The organism is Marinobacter sp. DSM 26671 (assembly GCF_900112835.1).
In the GTDB taxonomy this organism is placed as follows: Bacteria; Pseudomonadota; Gammaproteobacteria; order Pseudomonadales; family Oleiphilaceae; genus Marinobacter; species Marinobacter flavimaris.
Genome location: NZ_FONF01000010.1, coordinates 140,252 through 161,495, shown reverse-complemented (window position 1 = coordinate 161,495; position 21,244 = coordinate 140,252). Strand labels below are relative to the sequence as shown.

Below are 21,244 nucleotides of genomic sequence, written 5' to 3'. Positions count from 1 at the left end.
GCCAATACCCACAGATCTCTCGTTCCTGGCAAAGCCACTGGGATAACCTGATCACCATCTTCGAGTACCCGCCGGCGATCCGGAAAGTGATCTACACCACCAATGCCATTGAGTCGCTGAACAGCGTGATCCGCAAAGCGACCAAGCGCCGGAAGCTGTTCCCAAGTGATGACTCTGCCCTGAAAGTGGCCTTCCTGGCGATCCAACAGGCCTCAAAGAAATGGACCATGCCGATCCGTGATTGGAAGCCGGCATTGAATCGCTTTATTATCGAATTCGGTGACCGCCTGGACGGCCACCTGTAATGGGGTGGGCAGTTACACAGATTTATTTACAGGCTCTGACTTGGGCCCGAGGCTACAAGCTTTGCCAAGATGACATCTTTTACGAGTACCTCTCTCGGATTTCAAAACGCCCTGACCTGCACCCAGTCTTTAATCCAACAGCTCCCTAGTAATGTCCGTTACTTTTGAATCAGTTTTTCCAAGTCGGAGAGCGGAGGCAAACTCCAGGGGTGTCTGATACCCCAAGGAGGAATGCGGTCGCCGCTCATTGTAGTCCAAGCGCCAGTTGCTGATCTTTTCGCGGGCATGAGCAAGATCCCGGAACCAATGTTCATTCAGACACTCATCCCGGAATTTTCCGTTAAAGCTTTCGACGTAACCATTCTGCATCGGCTTTCCAGGCTGGATCAGCTTCAGCTCAACGCCACGATGGTAAGCCCATTGATCCAATGCTCTGCCAGTAAATTCCGGCCCCTGATCGGTTCTGACGGCCTTTGGATAGCCTCTGAAGGCCGCTATGCCATCCAGGGTGCGGACCACCTGTTCGCCTGAGATTCCCATAGCAACGGGAATGTCGAGGCATTCCTTGGTGAAATCATCCACGATCGTCAGGCATTTGATCCTGCGCCCGTTGGCCAAGGAATCCATGACGAAATCCATAGACCAGGTATGATTCGGCGCATCGGGCAGCACCAAGGGCTGCCGTTCGACCATCACCCCTTTACGGCGCTTGCGTTTGCGGACGGCCAAGCCTGCTTCCCGGTAAAGTCGATAAACCTTCTTGTGATTCACCTCAGCACCCTCACGACGCAGCAACTGATGAACACGCCGGTACCCGAACCGGCGACGTTCGAACGCAATGGCTTTGATGCGTTCTGTCAGATCACGCTCCTCTGGCGAGCGTTGAGACTGATACCGCATCGTTGCGCGGGATAACCCGACGAGTGAACAGGCTTTGCGCTCGGATATCGTCGTCTCCGACAGCATGGTGCGCACAGCCTCGCGCTTGTTCCCGACGGTCAGTACTTTCGGTTGAGGGCGGCCTTCAGAGCTTCGGTGTCGAGCATAGACTCGGCCAGCAATTTCTTTAGCCGGGCATTCTCTTCCTCCAGCGCCTTCAGGCGACGGGCTTCAGAGACTTCCAGGCCGCCATACTTCTTGCGCCAGGTGTAAAAGGTCGCGTCCGAGATGTTGTACTTCCGGCACAGCTCTTTGACCGGTAAGCCAGCCTCGGCTTCCTTTAGAATGGGAATGATCTGTTCTTCGGTGAATCGCTTTTTCATGTTCATCGTCCTCTCTGGTGATGAACATTACTAAGATCACGATGGATTAGAAAGTTGGGTGCAGGTCACAGAAGCTTTCAATGGAAACCCTCCGGGTGAAGCTGACATTGAAGACTTACTGGATACTAAAATTTATGAAGCACTTGTGCGAGAGAGTTACGCGAAGGAGCTGAAAGGTAAAAAGCTGGTGTTAAACGACAACATACCCCGAATAGCCAAGCGGGTTGAGTTGGCCCTAGCTGACATAGGAATCGAGTTTCACAAAACCAGACCTACGCGCCTATTACTTACTAAGATGTCGAACGATGTGAAAGCGGTTTTATCCGAAGAAACGGCAATCCAGTTTGAAAAACTGTTCGAGGGTATCAACGCTCGATTCCAAAAGATTGATGAACGCGGCGGAACCAACCTAATGCCTAAAACAAAGTAATCGACTTTTTGCAACCAAATATAGTGCAAGAGGATGTTCAGTAATGTTTTGGTATTTTTGCGTAATGGGCCATAACGAAGCGTTGCACCGGACTAGCCGGTGAACGCCGCGTTATTCCAAAATCTGAATGTTCGCTTTGCGACCAGGCTGGCCAGCAGGGAACAATTTTCTGAACCATACTTAAAGACCCTTACCCTCCGAAGAGGGCCACGTCATGACGTTTCCTACCAGCAAAGTTCCCTGGAACAAAGGGAAGCTCGTCGGCCAGAAGCTGCCGCTCAAACTCGAACAAATATGGGCTATCCGTATTCGGTTAGAGATAGCAAAGAACATCCGCGAACTGGCGATGTTCAACATGGCAATTGACTGCAAACTCCGATCCTGCGATCTGGTAAAGCTATTGGTTCGAGACATTTCCAGAAACGGTGAGGTTCTGGACCGGGCGCAAGTCATCCAGCAGAAGACCAGTCAGCCTGTTCAGTTTGAGATAACCAAAAAGACGCGCGAATCGGTCGAAGCATGGATCGAGTTGCGAGGACTCGCAGGTATGGATTATTTGTGGCCGAGCCGGATGCGAAAGTTCGACCATATCACTACTCACCAATACGCCCGTCTTGTCAAAAAGTGGATTACCAGCATTGGACTTGATCCTTCAGTCTACGCAACCCATTCAATGAGACGGAGCAAAGCGACATTGATCTACAAGAAGACCAAGAATCTTCGAGCCGTCCAGTTGCTGTTGGGACACACGAATATGTCGAGCACCGTGCGGTACCTTGGTGTCGAGGTCGAGGATGCTCTGGAGATAGCTGAGAGTATTGAAATTTAGGTGCGTAGCTTCTGTATTTGGTCTCTTTGGATGCCGCAAACGCTCCCAGCCCCGGTCGATGATCACCCTCGGGCTTCGATCAGACTCCTCCCGTCGCTAAACAAAAGCGAACATTCGGAGACCAGCCAATTCCCAGCCCGATTCTCTTCAGAGTCTCCCCCGATAGCTTCCTCTTTCAGATCCGCAAACTCCCGATTGATAACTGCTTGAAGCATGGAAAGTCGATGGCAAAAAGGCCTGTCGCTAAAGTAGCGGCATAATGAAAAAGCCTGAAAAACGCCAAATTTTCTGCGGTTTAGTTTGCGCGGCGCTGCACACTTTTCACAAAGCCCCTCTGTAACCCGTTGACTTACATTAGGAACTTTTTGACCTTCTGCATTTTTTGCAAAAACGTGCACGGATAAACCGCCTACACACTATTCACAAACGATGAAGCCCGAAAACGGCCAGGTGCAGCTAGGCAACACTTTGAAAAATGGGCACTATCAAGGCTGTGAAGCAGATTTGGACGGGGCCATGCGGTTGCGGTTTAATATGAACTCAAACTAATAAGCTGTTAGGTAACAAAGTGGATGGCTAAAGAACGCGCGCCAGCATCAGGTGAAGAAAGTGCCATCAGAGGCTATTTCGTTCAGTACGAGTTTTCGGCCAGCGCCCTCCTGCGCCTCATACAGGACAACCAGCTTGACGCAATTTCGGTCTGTGATCACGCCGCAGGTATCTGCGATGACCTTGTTGCGATCAGCCGCCATGAGTTACTCGCCTATCAGATCAAGTCCCAGACCTATCCCGACCGCTTCAGTATGGCAACTGAACTTGTCGACAACAGGCTGATTGCCGAGATCGCGAAAAGCTGGAGCGCGCTTCGAGAGGAATACCCTGACAAGAGGATCTGCATTCGTTACGTCTTGGCAGGTTATCCGTCCACCAATGATAAGAAAAAACTTGGCGATGTTGGTCATAGTGCGCAGTTATTTGCTTTCCTTACAGACCCCGAGACTGATCTGAGCCGAGAAGCGCTGCTAGATTCCCCTTGGGCGCCGTTCATCCGGGAGCTTATGGTAGTTTCGATGCTGCCAGAAAAACAATTCTTCGAGATGTTCTGTCAGCTGAGATTCTACGATCAGAATGAGCTCACCAGACGTCAGATAGAGAACCTTGATGCATACGCCGCGAAAAAAGCCCGGCAGATAAAGCATCTGATACCTGAAATCGTTGCAGACCGTAATACGAAGAAGCTCTGGACCGAGCAAGAGCTCATCGACACACTTGGTTGGAACCGCATCTCTGGGCTTCGCGCATCACACAGTTTTCCGCTTTATCAAGATGTACAGGTCAACCCTGCTGTTGAGAAAGCCCTAAGACGTGTGATTGACGATCACAGTTCTGGATATATAAGCCTTATTGGTCCACCAGGTACGGGAAAGTCCACAACACTGCAACATGCTATTGCATCCACGCCGCGCTATGGCGTTGCGCGATATCTCGCCTTTGTGCCTGACGAGCGCCACGGTCTTGGTAGAGCCGAGGCTATGGATTTCCTCAATGACGTCACATTCGCTCTAGATAAGCTCGGTTTTTCACGTCCGCGATTTGCGGACGCGGAACAGCTTCGCGAGGAGTTCCTAAACCAACTCGAAGAGGCCAAGGAGCTATTTCTGGAAAAAAGTCAAAAGACCCTCATCATCGTCGACGGTCTGGACCACATTCAGCGGGAAGAAAACCCGCAACACAACCTTCTGTCGATACTGCCACCTCCGCAAAGCGTTCCCGATGGAGTTCTATTCATTCTCGGCTCGCAATACCTAGAGCTTAATGGATTGGCTCCCAGTATTGTTCAACAAGCCTCAGCCGAGGATCGGCGCGTTGAGATGGCACCGCTGCCTAAGCAAGCCATCTTCGATATGGCCGACAAGGCTGAACTACCAGAGCATGTTGATCGGCAAGCGCTCTCCGATGTGTGCGCTGGTCATCCACTTTTAGCCCGTTACTACATCGGAAAACTCTCAGAGACCGAAACCAAGGAGGAGGCAGATCATCTCCTTTCCTCAAGTGAAATCGGCACCAACGTTGAGCTGATGTATGAGCTCGTCTGGAACGGGGTCCATCTAGACGATGACGCAAAGCACGTTCTCGGACTGCTCGCGAGGGCGGATAACAAAATCTCACCTGCGGAGCTCGCAAGCGTTGTCAATTATGCGGCCGTTGAGAGTGTTCGCAAGCAAGCCGGGTTTTTGCTCTCCGGCTTGAAGTCAGGAAAGTGGAGCATCTTTCACAACAGCTTCCGCGTATTCTTAGGCCAAGAAACCAAAAAGCGTTTTGGGCAGGAAGACCCGAGCGTCGATGCCGCCTTATATTCAGAACTGGCAGAAGTTGCTGCGCGCGCCGATAGTACAAGCGATCAGCACTGGCTTGAGCTGCGCTATCGCTCTCGTGCGGGAGACAAGCAAGTTGTAAAGGAACTGGCTAAGCCCGCCCTCTTCCGGAAGCACTTAGAGGAGTTTCGTCCTGGCAAGGACGTTTACGTTGACCTTCGGCTTGCATACAGCGCGATCAATGGTAAGGACGAACTACCAAAACTCATTCAACTGATGATGGCCGAAAAAGAAATCGACTATCGCCTAGAGGCTATCAGTCAGCTCGACCTTGTCGACACCTATCTTACTTTTGAGGAACTGGATCGCGCTTTCCAAACCGCGATAGCGGATGGCGACGCAACCGACGGTGCGTTTGCGCTCCTGGATGAGCTTCATGAGCGAGGGGATTTCGTTCGCGCGCGATCTCTGTTTGAGGTAATCGAGCCTGCCGAGTATTTCTTCGGACAAGGTAATCAGTCAATCCGTAATCCCGAACTACGAGGTCTATATGACTGGATCGAGCGCGCTCATCGCTTTCGCAGCATAGAGAACATCCTTGAGATCGTTGCTGGTCTACCTTTCGATGATCTATTTGAGTATAACCCCACAGATAACCTCAAATTCGTTCTTGCCCGCGGCATCTTATACGACGATCCAACGACCGACATCGACCAGCTCTGTACCGAGATCGGCATAGAGGAGCCGGCAAAGACTGCTCTGCTCGTCCAAGCGGCAAACTACCTGAATCACGCGGAAGACAGCGAGCGCGTCAGAGGTTTGCTGGCACGGCTAGCTGAACAAGCTGCTGATCTATCTATCCCTAACTCGCGCGTGTGCGCCCGTGTTGCATTCGAGCAAGGAGATCAAGATCTCGCAAGGCGTTTTCTCGAAAACGTTCGTGTTAGCGCAAGCGACAACTTTCGTGAGTACGGCTACCGCGAGCATATCGGCGGGCTCCTCGCGAGTGCCTTTTCGGTTGCACGACTGAGTGAGCACCTTGGGGTAGACGTTCTCTTTGAGGCGTCTGAAGAAGATGAATTCCAGAACAAGGTGTTGGAAAACGTCATTCGATTAGGTCGCTTGCAGGGCAAGTTGGAGATGGCAAGTGATCCCCGTGACGTCCCGGTCAAGGAAGAGGTGGTCAAGAGCTGCCTATTCGTGGCTCTCGCTGACTCGGGTGAAAGGCACCAATCCCTTGGGCCACTCTCGGGTGATAGCTTGAAGTGGTACGCAAAGACGCTTGTTAGGATTTCGGCGCTTCATAGTGGTGCAACGCTTGAAGCTCTGGAAGAGCAGGTAGGACGACTTTACGCGCGAGGTGATACGCGGCTTCGCTTTACGCCGTTCAGGTTAGCGTTCGCGAGGGAGGTTTATGGTGTAAACGGTGATCAGGACAAGGCACTTGAGAGAGTTAGATACCTAGACCGCCTCATCGAGACGGAGTCCTCGCCGCACTCCGCGGTTCAATTACGTCTGGATCTTGCAACGGCTCTAGCAGAGATCGATGCGGCTGATCAGGGGAAGGCCGAACTGGCTCTCATTCACAACGATACCTGCGGGTACTGGCTTGCGGCAAAGAAGGAGCCGCAATACGTCTTCTGGAATGAAGCCTTCGAGCGGGCATGCAATACGGTGCCTGATCGCGCGGGAGAACTAGCTCTGGAGTTCGCGCGATTTGTCATCGGCCTGTCCGATACAGAAGGAAGCGACACAGGTCATCGCGTTTCCTATGGGTTACTAAAGAATGTCGCGCGGGCCCCTGGTCATTGCGCAGGGATCATCTCTCGGGTCATCGGAACGCGCCTTCTAAATTGGGCAGATATCGTTGCTGCCACCTTGCACGGGATCGTGCTTGAGCGGCCAGACCTAGCCTGGCAATGCTTTACGCTCTACGGCAGGCTCGTTGTACCCTTTGCTGGAGATGATGCCTATCAAGCGATAGCACCAATCTACGACCGGCTGCCGGAAGCTGTGAGAGAGGAGGCGGAGAACGCCTTTGTTACGTGCACGCAGATGTTCGCTGATACGTCCCACGAATCGGCTTTGCTCTCTCGCCTCAAAGATGTGGCAACCAATAATAACGAAAAACTCGATCACGCACTCGAACGTGCAGAGCGTGAACTTACAGAGATCCGTAACGAAGGACCACTGGAAGGAGGTGCTTCATCGTCATTCGATTATGACGAGAAGAAGCTGAAAGCGATTGAGTCCCTATCTGCACTCGTGGCCGCAAATGATGGTGTTGCATCCTACGGTAGAAGGCATGTCGACTATTCATATGCGCGGCGCGCGACCGATCTCCTCGAAACTGCATCGCTCGCGGAAGTAGAGATGTTTCTGAACGAGCGCCCGATCGTTCTGGAGGACGCAAAGTTTGCGATTGCGGCGACATCGCGTCTGATGGATCTTGGTGCAAAGGAGAAAGCTGATGAACTTTATGTTGTTGCCGAAAAATGTGCCTTGAAGGGTAGCTGGTCAGTCTGGCTTGGCGGAGAGAAGATCGCGCTTCAAAAGTTGCGTAAAAAACGCGACGGTGAAGCGAGCCAAGAACAAGGGTTTGGTTCGATCGTGAACGACTTTGCCCATGGAAGGGCGTCCGCGCAGATGGTGCTGCCAGATCTTGATGAGGTATTCGACCTAATTGCCCCCGATGCGGACTGGTACAAGGTGTGGATGCAAGTTCAGGATCATCTGTCAGTCTACCGAGAATACGGCGCCGCAGCCCCTGTCGAAGTGCTCGATGACGTCTCCTCGCACGAGGAGTTGATCGGACATATTTTTCGAACTGGGTTCTCGCTTCTATGCTACCCACTAACGGATAGGCTCCGCGAAAGCTTGCTCGATTTGGCTGCGGATCCCGAAGGGCTGCAGCTATTCGATGTGATTGCCGGGATGTTGTTAAGCGTCGAGAAGTGCCACCGCGAGCTCTCAGCGATCTTCTGGAAGCTCGTTGACAACTCAGCTTGCAAAGACACCCTCATAAAGTACGCGCGCGATCTCTCTCTTTCCGACGACGCGGTAGTCACCAATATTGCGCGCAACATTCTCCATCGCTTCGGGATAGCATTCGATGTGCCTTCACAAGAATTGCCAGTGTTCTACGAAATCTCAGTCCTCGGCGACGGAAACGCAGAAAAGTTCGAGCTCCCTGCGGGTGTGGAGCCGGATTCGAAATTCTGGATTGATGATCCATGGTTCTGGACGGCTGCGCTCGGTTACGAGATCAAGATGGTCTCCCGCGCTTCAGGACTTGAAGTTGAAGCGATCCGAAGGCGATGCGCTCAGTTCATGCGCGAGGTTGGCGGTGAGGAGGCATTTGGCCCCCCTGCCGAGAAGCAGCTTGCGATCGACCTCAAGAGCCTCGATCTCCGTTTTTCTTACGCGCGGCTTATGCCGTATTGCGCTCTGGTTTCCCTCGGGAAGGTCATAGAAGAGCTCACAATAGCAGGCCAATTCGACTTCAGTGTCTTCCAGGTTCTTTGGCCTGAATTGGGAGGAGCGCACTTTTCTCGCCGTGAGATCCCGCGTGAGCCACGACCTGACTGGATTGTTCCTGCAGCTCTGCCCAAGATGGATCATTGGAGGATCGAAGCGGATACGTGGCTTCAGTTGGGCCCGGAAAACTCCTTCGTGCCCATTGCTGATGGTTTTTTCGTTCTCGCTGAACAAGCGGAGTTTGCATTCGTCGGAAACTGGAAGAAATGTTCGGTAGTCCGTACATCACTCCCCGAACTTGAATGGGCTTGTGGACCCGATGAGCATCTGTTCGGTATGGCAAGAGCCATGGATCTCGACAATCTAGGCTCAATGATAAAGGATCGCGATGGTGCGATGCTTTGCACTGTCGCCGACCTGATGTATGGAGATCTGCGCGATCCAATTCTGACCTTGAACCAACGCGTTCTTGATGAGTTCGGCTGGAAGCGCTCGCGAAAGCGTCCATTTGACATTTACGATGCCGAAGAGAAACTCGTTACAACGACGCGTATCTGGATGGACGGGCTCGGCTATCCGGAGAACAGCTTCAAGGAACGCTCAGGCCATGGGCACGTTCTTCTAATTTCTGAAGAAGCGAAAGAGAAGCTAGGCGCGCGCTTCGGAAGTCTCATGGTCAAAACTCGGGTTATCCTGCGCCATGAGTCCAGTGATGGTAAGTACGAGCGGGTGTACTTTGATGCGCTTGTAGCGGATGGCTAACTGCTGAATGTTTGTCGCTTGGATGAAGCCAACAATGCGTAGAATAGATCTCAGGCCTTGAGTAGTCCGAGTGTGCCACCAGAGCTCTCGAAGTATTGTCGCGCCATCGACTATTTTGTTGCTGGGTATGCCATTTCCTCGTTTTACCGCCTGCCTAAGGGTGCGTTTCTCCATCGCCGGGTCATAAAAGCGGCTGAGGCAAGAAGCGGTTGGCTCGCATGCAGGACAAGCAAGCCCATCAATACAGAAAACTGCTTTAAGATAAGCAACGGATTCAATCCCCAGGGTAAGAAAATTGGGTATCTACCCTGATTATACGTCAAGCTTGAGCCTGGCTGTGCAAGATTTCAAGGGTTAACAGCTGTGCTGCGGCCGTGGACGACCATGCATAGAACTTAGCTTACGCAACCATCATTTAGTGGCTTACCCGCTAAAATCCACACAAAGCGCTAAGACTTAAAGTCGATTCGAGAATAGGGCGCGCTCCTCTCGGGTTCCATGAAAAAAAGCTAAACTCGGCGTCAGGCTCAGAGTAAGGAATAGTCTCGCAGGAAAGGTAACTGATGGTCAGTTTCTCAAAGGTGGCAGCCTAAATGTTGGCGCCAAGCACCCCAATATGCTCTCTCCGAACGTTCAGAGTACAACTGAAGAACCACACTTAACGAACAAACCTTCTTCTACAATCAATATCGGCTCTGTTTCCGGTGAAATGGTTCAGATTGGCGATCAAAACGTTCAGGTCGCAAGCGTCAGCATTAAACAGCTTGTCGGGCACGTGGCTAAAAGTGACGACAAGGGAGCAAAATCAAAACTTAAAGCATTGCTTGAGAATGGCACTTTTCACCGTTTTCCAATGTTAGTCAGCTGATGCATTCGCGCCCAAGAATGGTTCGGGTATCTATCTATGCAAACGAGCAAGGGTGTCAACGTCAGTCTCGCTGCATTGCGTCCGAAGTGCTATGTTTGGGGCGGCAAATACGTGTTTGATTCTTGGTTAGCTGGAAGATCGAGGGTGCCCTTATAACCTTGCGTCGTCGGGCACTCGTAATATTCAAACTCTTCAACTTCATCGGTGCTCGCGGGAAGCCGGTAGGCCACCTCCGCCGTCACTTTTTTCTGGATCAGGCTTTCAACCAAACCGACGACCCTTTTATTCCAGATATCGTTGTGATCCTTGACGACGTGCTCGGTGGTGCTCAGGGTGATATAGGGGTGGTTTTTTACAATGCTGTTTTTAAAACCAAACACGAGCTTGTCGTCTTTGAAAGTCAGACAGTGCGTCGCTGTTGCGGCGAAATCTCCCGGACCCTTCAGCGTTGAGCCCTGATTGAATCCTTGACGCTGCAGTAGCACCGACGGGTTCTTACCGTTATCCGCACAAACCAACACTTGGCCGTTGTCTCGCATACGATCGGGCAAGTTCCTGATTAGCTCCCCGGGAGCCAAAAGCAAGCGTACTGCTTTGTCAGCGGTCGAGCTTACAATGACAAGTCGCTTGGGCTGGTTCTCGCTGAATGTGGCACACCCCTCTTGAGCCAAGTTGAACAAGGGCAGGTGGTGCTGTGCCGGGAAAGCAGGGTTGATCAGGACGACCAAGTCACCGAAACCTCTAACGGTGTCCGCGTTCACTTGACGGTCTACCAGGTAGCGACTTTGTAGCACCGGCGCGAGCGCGGTGTAAGTTATCAGCCCTCCGAAGCTGTGCCCCACGGTAACGAGAATGTTGTCAGGGGAGCTTTCGGGTATTTTCACAATGCTTTCGATCTCGGTAAATATGGGGGTAGCACCGAAACCCACTTGATGGGCGGATTCACTGCGGTCCCAATATGTCAGTTCGTTGATCCAAGGCACCAGGAACGAATCACCCCGCCACCCCAGATAGAGGCCAATGATGTTTCGATCTTTGAACTTTCTGGCAAGCCCGGCGAGCATGCCTCGGAACGAAACGACATTGCCATCTTGAAAAAACGCATTGTGATGCCACCCGTGGGTGAAAATGACGACAATTGAAGGCTCGGCCATTTCCTCTTTGAGATAATCGAGCACATACGCTTTCGCCGCGTAATCGTGCAGCGCACCCTGGTCATCAAATTCAATAAAGCCGAGGGAAAACTCGCTATCTGTACCGGGATTCACGACTTCAATTAGCGCCCGCTCTTGGAAAGGACAGTAATCCTGTCCGACTGAACAGTCACTCATGTCCCATTTAAAGACCGCTTTGTCACTGCGCATGGGTTCGTTGGCCGCACAGCCGACAAGGATCAAAACAAAAGGTAAGACCAAGAGCGTTTTCATCGTCGTTGATATCCCTGTCTTTTGGTGTATTAAGCTCCCACAAGCATGCCCTGAATGATCGAAAACCAACCACAGCATGTTCAGAAGTCTAGTTGCCCCTTTAGCAGGCCGCCAGGTGACTAACCTTCCAGGAAGTCGTGTAAGCCGGGGACAATATCGGCCAGCCAATGGCCATGTGCTGTTGGCGCCCAAACCTGATCGAATTCCAATGTGGCACGTTAATTCATGCCAAAACCGGGGGAGACCCGATCGAACGAACCTTCATTGGAAAGTTCGGGTTCGGTACCGGCTGCGATACGCATAGGCCCAGCCGAATGAGTTACCAACTTTATTAACGTGTTACCGACTTTATTATCACGCCACAATAGTCTCACTGGAACGGAAAGATGAGAGGCAAGCAACAGGCCTTGTTAGCAGGAGGCGCAATTAAACATAAGCGTGCTTTGTTTCCGAATAGCCGGATTGGGTAAACCCCGACCTGAAAAGGTCCGCTTAGTGGTCAATTGAATCATTTCTGAACGTCCGCTTTTGTTTAGCTGAGGCCCGTGAGTAGCCTTGGTCGCAAAGCGAACGTTCATAAGTACTGTTCACTACAAGCCCGAGCCGAGAAGCGGAGCTTGGACAGTGCTCAGTAAATGACACCGCTCGATTTATTGAAAGCCAGCTACTGACCATCAGCAGTACCTATCGACCTAACAGCTCGATAAATCGGCACGACAATCTGTGAGAACAGCGCCAGCCCCCAAAGAGCGTTGCCGAAAATCGACGGCACGAAAGGGTGAACGGCCAATAGGACCAAGGCCATGAAAATACCGAACACCCTCAAACCAGTGCTGTGGTAGTGGCAGCTGGCATCGTCTTTGGCCACCATCCGCTGCAGCGTCCAGAGCGCCGCAAGAAAAACGGCGAGGCCGACCGAACCGAGCGCACCATAGCCTTCAGGATAAGGCTCCCGCAGACCGACATAAACTTCACCGGCTAGCGCGACGCTAATCGCCACCGCGCTCCAAAGGATCGCGATGTGTCCCAGCCAGTATCCCACCAGTACACCGATATGGCGGCTCTTCGGCTTCGCATTGCCGACGCTGTCGAAATAGATCCAGGCCAGCGCGAAGAGAGACAAACCGCCCATGGTCACATTGAAAAGCGTCCCCGCGCCAACCTTATAGATGCCCTTATCCGCCAGCGTTAGCACCAGCTTGAAGAAGCCCTCTCCCAGCAGAATCAACACCAGCAGGCCGAAACGCTCCGAGATATGGCCAAGACTCGGCACGAAGCGCTCGAAACGCAGGGTACCGACGCGCGGCAGCATGTACTGCAGCTGAATGGCTACCACGCCGGCACCGAAAACCCAGTAAGCATGTGGTTTTGGTAGAAAAGCCGACACCGCGAACAACCCGGCCAATACGAAGAAATTCCGCCCCTGCTCCTGCGCCAGCTCGTTACCCGCGCTGTCGACACAACGCGCACGCCAATACAAATAGGCCGTCAGCGCCCGATTCAGCGCGTAGCCCAGCGCGAAATACACCCAGCCTTTACCGCCCACGTCTGGAATCGCCGCCGCAATCACCATCATCGTCACGATCTGCAGTGCCATCGCCACGCGATGCGGCATGTCCGTGGAGATATACAGCGAGTTGTAGACCGAACTGTCTGCCCAGGCGTAGAAAATCGCCAGGAACAGACCGGTGAAAATCCAGAAGCCCGGCCAGTCCAGATGGTGGGAAAGGTAGTTCCCCAGAATGAAGATCGTGACAACATGGATCAGATCGAAGAACAGCTCGACCCAGTGAACATGGTCGTGGGCATCATCCACATCCATGTAATGGCGCGGTCGCCGCCAGAGAAGATCGTTCAGTGCCATACGCTCATCCTGTTTTGCATTGCCGTGGCGGCAAGTATCAATGCAGTCACCGCCAACCCCAAAAACGCAAACGCTCCAAGCGCCTTGATCTCTCACCACTTTGGTCAGCAAGTTATCCGTTGAGCTTTTCACAGGTAATTTTATGACGTGATCAAGCCTGCTCACCTGCCTTTCAGAAACCCTCTAAAACGATCTTGCCCTTCGCTTTTCCGCTTTCAATCAGGGCATGGGCGCGCTTGAGGTTTTCGGCATTGATCGTCCCGAAACTCTCGGTCGCGGTCGAACGAATCTTCGCGGCGTCGATCAAAGCAGCGACGGCATCCAGGATTTCACCCTGACGCGCGATGTCGTCGGTGGTGAACAGCGAACGCGTGAACATCAGCTCCCAATGAATCGACACGGCCTTAGCCTTGAATGGCATGATGTCAAACACTTCAGGATCGTCAATCAGGCCAAACCGACCCTGAGGCGCAATGAATTCGACGATCTGCGGCACGTAGGTTTCGGAATAGTTGGTCGAAAATACGAACCCTGGCGCGCCGATGTTCAGGGCTGCAATCTGTTCCGACAAGGATTTGGAATGGTCCACGACATAATGCGCGCCCAGCTCCTTGACCCATTCCTGCGTTTCGGGGCGCGAGGCCGTTGCAATGATGGTCAGATCGGTCTGCTCGCGCAAAAGCTGTATCGCAATAGAGCCAACGCCGCCCGCGCCGCCAATGATCACGATGGCATTCGCGGCACCCGGCACGGAATCGGTGACTTTCAGGCGGTCAAAGATCATCTCCTGGGCTGTCAGTGTCGTCAGGGGCAAGGCGGCAGCTGCGGACGTTTCGATGCTTTTCGGCGCGTGGCCGACGATGCGGGCATCAACGAGGTGGTATTCGGCATTGGTGCCGGGGCGGTTGATCGCACCCGCATACCAGACCTTGTCGCCGGTTTTGAACTGGCTAACCTTGTCGCCAATTTCCACAACCTCGCCCACGGCGTCCCAACCGAGGATCACTGGCGTACCGCCCTCGCCAGCGCGGCTTTGGCGGATTTTCGTGTCGATCGGGTTAACCGACACGGCCTCGACCTTGACGAGGATGTCATGGCCGGTCGCGGTGGGTTTTTCGATCTCAAGGTCGATCAAGGCGTTGGCGCGGTCAATTGCGCCATTAATGGTATAGCCGATAGCTTTCATTTTCGTTCTCCAGAAGTGGCTTGGGATGCACGGCACGCCACTGTTTGTGACGACGGTTTCGATGGATCAAATGTACAAGCCTTCCATTGCCGGATAAACGATCGAAACACGAAATAATAATCCGGAAAATCCGGACATTATTTTTTACGGAGATACCCTGTTCCAGTAACCCGATCGCCTTCGGTTTTCGGAATTTCGTGACAGAGGCCGAGTCATTTAACTGTTTGCCATGGTCGGATAAATGGATAAGATCACAAGAGATAATTCGGAACTTCCTTTTAATGTTGATTGATAACATCCGCCTTTTTCTAACCATCGCCGAGAAAGGCAGTCTTGTCGCTGCCGGCCGTGAGGTGGGCCTTTCTGCAACCGCGGTTTCCGAGCGGCTTGCCGCTCTGGAAGCACATTACGGCGTTGTTCTTTTCAACCGCACCACACGGTCGCTAAGCCTGACCGAAGAAGGCCGGACGTTGCTGAGTGGTGCCAAAGAGGTGCTGGCCGAGATCGATGACCTCGACACTCGAATCCGCCACGGGGCCGAGACACTGTCGGGGCCGATCCGCATCAGTGCACCGATCGGTCTGGGCCGCAGTTTCGTTTCGGATGTGATCTCGACCTTCACAACTGAGCATCCCGCGATCTCAGTCGACTTGCACCTGTCCGACGGATATGTGGACATCGTTGGCCAAGGTTTCGATCTTGCGTTGCGCTTTGGCACGTTGACAGACAGCACCTTGAGGGCCCGAAACCTTGGACACCATCGCCGGATTGTCTGCGCATCTCCTGCATACATTGCTGCACATGGCGCACCGCAAGAGCCTGCCGACCTGATTCGACATAACTGCTTGGTCATGCGGTTCGGAGCGATCCCTGACAATGTGTGGCGCTTTGGTACGGAGAAAAGCCCAATGAGTGTGACGGTGCGTGGCAATAAGACAGTTAATGATGGCTCTTTAGTGCGACGATGGGCGCTTGATGGCCTTGGCATTGCCCTCAAGTCAGAACTGGAAGTTGGGCCCGACATTGAATCCGGGAGGCTGGTGCCTCTGTTGCAGGAGTACAGCCCGCCGCCGACCCCTCTTCAGATGATGTTTCCTCCGGGGCGATCACAGTCTCGGCGCGTGCGCGCTCTGGCGGAAGCATTGACTGACGCCGTTGCGAAAAAGATAAAGGTGTAATCGGTTTCAAATGTTTACTTTTGTTTGCGACTGGAGGAGCCTGATCGAAACGCGAGGGTGGTCATTTCAAATCCTACGAAGGGATGAGTCACACATTTCAGGCGGAGCGGGAGTGGCCGGTCGTCGCCAGGGATCTTCTTCGTTTCTTTGCGGGAAGTTAGCACCAGATAACTTATGACCGGTGCCCGCTAGGGTCGCATACCGGGCGTTGAACACGACGCTCTGGGCGTCGCATTCACCGTAACGCATACGGAAGCGAAAGCGGAACATCAGAAGTGAATCACCGAACGGATGCTTTTGCCTTCGTGCATCAGGTCAAAGGCGTCATTGATCTGTTCAAGCTTCATGTCATGAGTGATAAAGACATCCAGCGGAATCTCTCCGGTCTTGGCCTTTTCCACGTAGCCCGGCAGCTCGGTGCGGCCTTTCACCCCGCCGAACGCAGAGCCTTTCCAGACCCGGCCGGTGACCAGCTGGAACGGACGGGTGCTGATTTCCTCACCGGCACCGGCCACCCCGATAATGATGGATTCGCCCCAGCCCTTGTGACAGCACTCCAGGGCCGAGCGCATCAGCTGGACGTTGCCGACGCACTCGAAGGAATAATCCACCCCGCCGTCGGTCATTTCCACAATGACTTCCTGGATCGGCTTGTCGTAATCCTTGGGGTTGACCACATCGGTGGCGCCCAGGTCCTTGGCGATGTCGAATTTACCCGGGTTGATGTCAATGGCGATGATGCGGCTGGCCTTGGCCATTTTGGCGCCAATAATCGCCGCCAGGCCGATACCGCCCAGGCCGAAGATGGCTACAGTGGCGCCTTCTTCCACCTTGGCAGTATTGAGCACGGCACCGATACCGGTGGTGACGCCACAGCCCAGCAAGCAGACTTTTTCCAGCGGCGCTTCCTTGGGAATTTTTGCCAGCGAGACTTCCGGCAGCACCGTATACTCGGAGAAAGTGGAGCAGCCCATATAGTGATATACCGGCTCACCCTTGTAGCTGAAGCGGGAGGTGCCGTCGGGCATCACACCTTTACCCTGGGTCTCACGCACGGAGCCACAGAGGTTGGTTTTCCCGGACGTGCAGAACTTGCACTGCCCACACTCGGCCGTATACAGCGGAATAACATGATCACCGACTTCTACAAACGTCACGCCCTCGCCAACCGCTTCGACAATACCGCCGCCCTCATGGCCCAGAATGGCTGGGAAAATGCCCTCCGAATCGGCGCCGGACAAGGTATAGGCATCGGTGTGGCAAACACCGGTCGCAACGATGCGAACCAGGACTTCGCCTTTTTTTGGCGCTTCAACGTCAACTTCTACGATTTCCAGCGGCTTGTTAGGCGCGAATGCCACGGCGGCACGGGATTTGATCACTGGCAGACTCCTTCAATACAGTTCAGGGGTAATTCGGCTATTCGGGACAACATGTCTCGGGTTATACGAATTTGACTCATTGTAGACGACCGGTCTATTATAACAAGCATGACATCTACTGACACGCGTAACCACATCATCCAGACCGGCGCCGACCTGATCGGCCAGAAAGGGTTTGGCGCGACAGGCATCAACGGCGTACTAACATCGGCCGGCGTGCCCAAAGGGTCGTTCTACCATTATTTCAAGAGCAAAAACGATTTCGGACTCGCCATCATTGATTTCTTCGCCGAGGAATATGACGCAAAGTTGGATCGGATTTTCAACGACACCAGTCGTTCCTGCCTTGATCGTCTTCGCGCCTACTTCGACACCGGCCAGGAAACCATGACCAGTTGCGAGTTCACCCGCGGTTGCCTCATTGGCAATCTTGGCCAGGAACTGGCCGGCCAAGATGAAGTTTTCCGCAAACGTCTGGATACTGTATTTCAGGGCTGGGAAAAGCGTTTCGAGCGCTGCATTGAAGAAGCCAGACTGGCTGGAGAAGTGGATGAATCCATCGTTCCCGCCGATGTAGCCAGCTTTCTGCTTTCAGGCTGGGAAGGCGCCATCCTGAGAGCCAAGGTCCTGAAGAGCACCGAGCCGATGGAGCGTTTTGTTTCCGTCTTTTTCCGTCAGTGTCTTGGCATTGCCTGACACCTCCTTTTTTTTCGCCATTCGACTAGTAGACTGGTCTAATTAAAATCATTTCATCCTCAGGAAGGATACTTAATGAGCAATCCAAACGATCCACTGTTTCAGACATATCTTCTGGGCGATCTTGCCCTTCCCAATCGGGTACTGATGTCGCCCCTTACCCGGGCCCGCTCCACTCAGCCCGGCGATATCCCGAATGAGATGAATGCCCGGTACTACCAGCAGCGCGCCGATGCGGGCCTGATTTTGAGCGAGGCCACTCAGGTATCGCCCCAGGGCAAAGGCTATGCGTTTACCCCAGGCATTCATTCCCCGGAACAGGTTGTGGGCTGGAAGAAGGTAACAACTGCCGTGCACATGGCCGGTGGACGCATACACGCTCAGCTATGGCACGTAGGCCGGATTTCCCACACCGCCCTGCAGCCAGATGGCAATAAGCCAGTGGCTCCGTCTGCCATCCAGCCTGAGGGTGCGAAAACCTTCATCAGTGCCGATTCAGGAATGGTGGATGTGCCGGAACCAAAAGCTCTGGACGCGGGTGAGATGTCGGCTATCGTAGAGCAGTTTCGTCAGGGCGCCATCAACGCCAAGTCCGCAGGGTTCGACGGTGTTCAGGTACACGCTGCCAATGGCTACCTGCTGGACCAGTTCCTCAAAAGCGGCAGCAATCAGCGCACCGACGAATTTGGCGGTGCGGTGGAAAACCGCATGCGCCTGCCGCTGATGGTGGTGGAAGCGGTCATCGACGTCTGGGGTAAAGAAAACGTCGGTGTGCGTATCAGCCCGACCGGCAGCTTCAATGCCATGTATGACGAAGATCCAGTGGAAACCTTCGGTGCTTTTGCCAGTCGCCTCAATGATCTGGGCATTGCCTATCTGGAAGTGGTTGAAGATTCCTTCCAGGGCAACCATGCCAATGGCCGCCCGGAAGAAGTGATCGACGTTATCAAGGCCGGATTCAAGGGCACTTATATTGCCAACGGTGCCTATACCGCAGAGGAAGCGCGCAAGCGCATCAGCGCTGGCCGTTGTGACCTGGTCACCTTTGGCCGTCCGTTTATTGCCAATCCCGACCTGCCGGCGCGTTTCCGCGAGCACGCCGAGTTGAACAAGTGGGACGACAGCACATTTTATGGCGGCGATGAGCGCGGCTATACCGATTACCCAACGCTGAAAGAACTCGAAGTCAGCGCCTGAAGAAAACTTTTATCACCAAAAGGAAACAAACCATGAGCAACACCAACGATCTGATCAATAGCAAAGTTGTGATTATCACCGGCGCCAGCAGTGGCCTCGGTGAAGCTACGGCCCGCCGCCTGGCCGACCGCGGCGCAAAACTGGTGCTAGCAGCACGCCGGGAAGACCGCCTGAAAGCCCTGTCTGAGGACCTGAGTGCCAAGGGCGCCGAAGTCATCTGGCAGGTCACCGATGTAACCGACCGCAAACAGGTGGAAGCCCTGGCCGCCTCGGCAAAAGAAGCTTTTGGCAGGATCGATGTACTGGTCAATAATGCCGGCTTGATGCCATTGGCACCGCTGGATGCGCTCAAGGTAGACGAGTGGGACCAGATGGTGGATGTAAACATCAAAGGTGTGATGTACGGCATTGCGGCGGTGTTGCCCACCATGCGGGAACAGCACAGCGGCCACGTGATAAACCTGTCCTCCGTCGCCGGTCACAAGCTCTTCCCCGGTGCCGCTGTTTACTGCGCAACGAAATTCGCAGTCAAAGCCCTCTCGGAAGGCTTGCGGATGGAAGCCGGTGATGAGATTCGCAGCACCAACATCTCACCGGGTGCCGTAGCGACCGAACTCACCAGCACCATTACCGATCCAAATGCCAAGAAAGCGGCAGAAGATCTGTACAGCGTTGCGATTGATGCCGATGCCGTGGCGCGGGCCATCGTTTATGCCATCGAGCAACCGGCCGATGTCGATATTAACGAGATTATCTTGCGGCCCACCGCCCAAGAACTGTAAAAGTCGAGTTCGTCGTGACGTCGCCCTCCTGGGGCGGCGTCACGACAGTATCACCGGCCAATTTCATCGATCGCATTCTGCACATCGCTGGCGCCACCCTGGATTTCAGCAACGATCGACTCAGCATCTGTTACCTGCTTTCTGCCTTCAACGGCCTTGCCAAGCAACTCACGTACCTGACGCTCGACGCCCCTTGAAAGCTCCAGAATGGCATGAATTACGTCCGCAATTTCTTTGATAGAGACGCCTGTATTTGACGCCAGCGTGCGAACTTTATCAGCAACCACGTCCAATCCTCGCCCATGCTCACCAGCCCGGGCTGCTTCTACGGCTGCGTTCAACGACATAAGATTGGTCTGGTCAGCCACGCCGGCGATGGTGCCGACCATTTTTTCGATACTCTGAAAGCGTTCGTTCAGATCCGCAATGATCGCCGTTGCCTCGTCGACACTCGCTTTTTCAATACTGCTTCAGATCCAGCAACAACGACCATCCCATTTGGAGTGAGGTAGCCTGTCGCGGTGACATGTTTGATAGAGAAGTTAAGGATTTCAGTGTCTACTCCTGGCTCTTCGTTACCGCCGGGTTCTACCCCGTTTCCACGGATGACTTACTAGAGGCAAATGTTCGCTTTTGTTTAAAAGCGCAGGCGAACGGTCTAGTACAGTGAATATGGCCGTTCGTGTACCTGACAAGACGGGCCTTTCAATCTCCGCAGAGGGTCTTACCATCTCCGGCGCCCCACGCAGTATTTTCCCGTGTGGATTCGGCCGTAGCTCGACCGACCATTTTAGTACAGCCGTCTGACTGAGCAGCTTTACTATGAGGCAGCTCCTTGCTCCCACTTTTTGATGAGGCTGCGTATTTTCTGTAGCCCCCGTCTGTTCTCCATTAGCGATATCGGGGCTTGGTTGCCCAAGACCGTAATCGGCGAAGAAAGCCATTGTTCAGCAGCCGCTCTATTACCTTCGAAAAGCTCAAAAATCTCACGATAAACCTGCTCCCTCAGTTCAGCCACAACTTCCTCTTCATTCACATCAGCCATTCCAGCCACCCATCGTTTACACGCTACCCCCCTTCCAAGACGCTAGCCCGACCAATGCGTGCGAAAAACACATCTTCACGTCGACACAGATTAGGGAGGATTGTCTAGGCTGATCTGTATCGAACGATGTTTTCTTGAGAAAGGATAACACTCTATGTGCATCCGACGCCGTATTACATACCCGACCTCCTACAACGACCTAATCGACGCGCTTACCTCATTTAGGGATAGTCGAAGAG

16 protein-coding genes are annotated in these 21,244 nt (G+C 53.4%); 9 read left to right on the top strand and 7 right to left on the bottom strand.

What is annotated here, in order from left to right; genetic code table 11:
* Positions 1-305: transposase (locus BM035_RS13070; RefSeq protein WP_139216046.1), on the top strand; the 305-nt coding region annotated here is incomplete at its 5' end.
* Between the two features lie 129 nt (positions 306-434).
* Here the strand turns inward: BM035_RS13070 and BM035_RS13065 are convergent.
* Positions 435-1,567, bottom strand: a protein-coding gene (locus BM035_RS13065; protein WP_092032359.1) for an IS3 family transposase whose coding sequence is annotated in 2 segments (ribosomal slippage) — positions 435-1,309 and positions 1,309-1,567 — 1,134 coding nt in all. Because the reading frame shifts where the segments join, the coding sequence is not laid out codon by codon here.
* 58 nt (positions 1,568-1,625) lie between these two features.
* Here BM035_RS13065 and BM035_RS13060 point away from each other — a divergent pair.
* The 4 genes from BM035_RS13060 (at position 1,626) to BM035_RS22355 (ending at position 10,248) form a co-directional block, all read left to right on the top strand.
* On the top strand, positions 1,626-1,997 hold the full coding sequence (locus BM035_RS13060; RefSeq protein ID WP_092032352.1) for a hypothetical protein: 372 nt from the start codon (positions 1,626-1,628) through the stop codon (positions 1,995-1,997).
* 214 nt (positions 1,998-2,211) lie between these two features.
* Positions 2,212-2,826 carry a tyrosine-type recombinase/integrase gene (locus BM035_RS13055; protein WP_092032349.1) on the top strand — a complete coding sequence of 205 codons (615 nt, stop codon included), beginning with the start codon at positions 2,212-2,214 and terminating at the stop codon, positions 2,824-2,826.
* Positions 2,827-3,398: 572 nt separating this feature from the next.
* A complete protein-coding gene (locus BM035_RS13050) occupies positions 3,399-9,380 on the top strand; it encodes an AAA family ATPase (RefSeq protein ID WP_092032346.1) in 5,982 nt (1,993 codons plus the stop codon).
* A 616-nt stretch (positions 9,381-9,996) separates the two neighbouring features.
* Positions 9,997-10,248 carry a hypothetical protein gene (locus BM035_RS22355; RefSeq protein WP_139216045.1) on the top strand — a complete coding sequence of 84 codons (252 nt, stop codon included), beginning with the start codon at positions 9,997-9,999 and terminating at the stop codon, positions 10,246-10,248.
* A gap of 89 nt (positions 10,249-10,337) precedes the next feature.
* Here BM035_RS22355 and BM035_RS13045 read toward each other — a convergent pair whose 3' ends face one another.
* The 3 genes from BM035_RS13045 to BM035_RS13035 all read right to left on the bottom strand — a co-directional run bounded on the left by BM035_RS13045 (position 10,338) and on the right by BM035_RS13035 (position 14,725).
* A complete protein-coding gene (locus BM035_RS13045; protein WP_092032344.1) occupies positions 10,338-11,675 on the bottom strand; it encodes a hypothetical protein in 1,338 nt (445 codons plus the stop codon).
* Positions 11,676-12,339: 664 nt separating this feature from the next.
* Complete coding sequence (locus BM035_RS13040) at positions 12,340-13,539, bottom strand: low temperature requirement protein A (RefSeq protein WP_092032341.1); 1,200 nt, start codon at positions 13,537-13,539, stop codon at positions 12,340-12,342.
* Positions 13,540-13,711: 172 nt separating this feature from the next.
* Positions 13,712-14,725: a zinc-binding alcohol dehydrogenase family protein gene (locus BM035_RS13035; RefSeq protein ID WP_092032338.1), complete on the bottom strand. Its 1,014-nt coding sequence runs from the start codon at positions 14,723-14,725 to the stop codon at positions 13,712-13,714.
* Positions 14,726-15,006: 281 nt separating this feature from the next.
* On the opposite strand from BM035_RS13035, the gene BM035_RS13030 reads away from it, so the two are divergent.
* Positions 15,007-15,903: a LysR family transcriptional regulator gene (locus BM035_RS13030; protein WP_092032336.1), complete on the top strand. Its 897-nt coding sequence runs from the start codon at positions 15,007-15,009 to the stop codon at positions 15,901-15,903.
* A gap of 269 nt (positions 15,904-16,172) precedes the next feature.
* On the opposite strand, the gene BM035_RS13020 is transcribed toward BM035_RS13030, so the two are convergent.
* A complete protein-coding gene (locus tag BM035_RS13020; RefSeq protein ID WP_092032331.1) occupies positions 16,173-17,285 on the bottom strand; it encodes an S-(hydroxymethyl)glutathione dehydrogenase/class III alcohol dehydrogenase in 1,113 nt (370 codons plus the stop codon).
* Positions 17,286-17,393: 108 nt separating this feature from the next.
* On the opposite strand from BM035_RS13020, the gene BM035_RS13015 reads away from it, so the two are divergent.
* The 3 genes from BM035_RS13015 to BM035_RS13005 all read left to right on the top strand — a co-directional run bounded on the left by BM035_RS13015 (position 17,394) and on the right by BM035_RS13005 (position 19,960).
* Positions 17,394-17,981 carry a TetR/AcrR family transcriptional regulator gene (locus BM035_RS13015; protein ID WP_092032328.1) on the top strand — a complete coding sequence of 196 codons (588 nt, stop codon included), beginning with the start codon at positions 17,394-17,396 and terminating at the stop codon, positions 17,979-17,981.
* 75 nt (positions 17,982-18,056) lie between these two features.
* Positions 18,057-19,178, top strand: coding sequence for an alkene reductase (locus BM035_RS13010; RefSeq protein WP_092032325.1), 1,122 nt, complete (start codon positions 18,057-18,059; stop codon positions 19,176-19,178).
* A 32-nt stretch (positions 19,179-19,210) separates the two neighbouring features.
* Positions 19,211-19,960 carry an SDR family oxidoreductase gene (locus BM035_RS13005; protein ID WP_022992095.1) on the top strand — a complete coding sequence of 250 codons (750 nt, stop codon included), beginning with the start codon at positions 19,211-19,213 and terminating at the stop codon, positions 19,958-19,960.
* A gap of 50 nt (positions 19,961-20,010) precedes the next feature.
* On the opposite strand, the gene BM035_RS13000 is transcribed toward BM035_RS13005, so the two are convergent.
* Positions 20,011-20,424 carry a methyl-accepting chemotaxis protein gene (locus tag BM035_RS13000; RefSeq protein ID WP_081699724.1) on the bottom strand — a complete coding sequence of 138 codons (414 nt, stop codon included), beginning with the start codon at positions 20,422-20,424 and terminating at the stop codon, positions 20,011-20,013.
* A 356-nt stretch (positions 20,425-20,780) separates the two neighbouring features.
* Positions 20,781-21,005, bottom strand: a complete 225-nt coding sequence (locus BM035_RS12995) for an MbcA/ParS/Xre antitoxin family protein (RefSeq protein WP_092032323.1) — start codon at positions 21,003-21,005, stop codon at positions 20,781-20,783.
* Positions 21,006-21,244 lie beyond the last annotated feature (239 nt).

What these genes read in the sequence shown, in the direction of transcription:
- BM035_RS13055 (WP_092032349.1), top strand. Translation starts at nt 2,212, where the DNA reads ATGACGTTTCCTACCAGCAAAGTTCCCTGGAACAAAGGGAAGCTCGTC.
- BM035_RS13050 (WP_092032346.1), top strand. Translation starts at nt 3,399, where the DNA reads ATGGCTAAAGAACGCGCGCCAGCATCAGGTGAAGAAAGTGCCATCAGA.
- BM035_RS22355 (WP_139216045.1), top strand. Translation starts at nt 9,997, where the DNA reads ATGCTCTCTCCGAACGTTCAGAGTACAACTGAAGAACCACACTTAACG.
- BM035_RS13045 (WP_092032344.1), bottom strand. Translation starts at nt 11,675, where the DNA reads ATGAAAACGCTCTTGGTCTTACCTTTTGTTTTGATCCTTGTCGGCTGT.
- BM035_RS13040 (WP_092032341.1), bottom strand. Translation starts at nt 13,539, where the DNA reads ATGGCACTGAACGATCTTCTCTGGCGGCGACCGCGCCATTACATGGAT.
- BM035_RS13035 (WP_092032338.1), bottom strand. Translation starts at nt 14,725, where the DNA reads ATGAAAGCTATCGGCTATACCATTAATGGCGCAATTGACCGCGCCAAC.
- BM035_RS13030 (WP_092032336.1), top strand. Translation starts at nt 15,007, where the DNA reads ATGTTGATTGATAACATCCGCCTTTTTCTAACCATCGCCGAGAAAGGC.
- BM035_RS13015 (WP_092032328.1), top strand. Translation starts at nt 17,394, where the DNA reads ATGACATCTACTGACACGCGTAACCACATCATCCAGACCGGCGCCGAC.
- BM035_RS13010 (WP_092032325.1), top strand. Translation starts at nt 18,057, where the DNA reads ATGAGCAATCCAAACGATCCACTGTTTCAGACATATCTTCTGGGCGAT.
- BM035_RS13005 (WP_022992095.1), top strand. Translation starts at nt 19,211, where the DNA reads ATGAGCAACACCAACGATCTGATCAATAGCAAAGTTGTGATTATCACC.
- BM035_RS12995 (WP_092032323.1), bottom strand. Translation starts at nt 21,005, where the DNA reads ATGGCTGATGTGAATGAAGAGGAAGTTGTGGCTGAACTGAGGGAGCAG.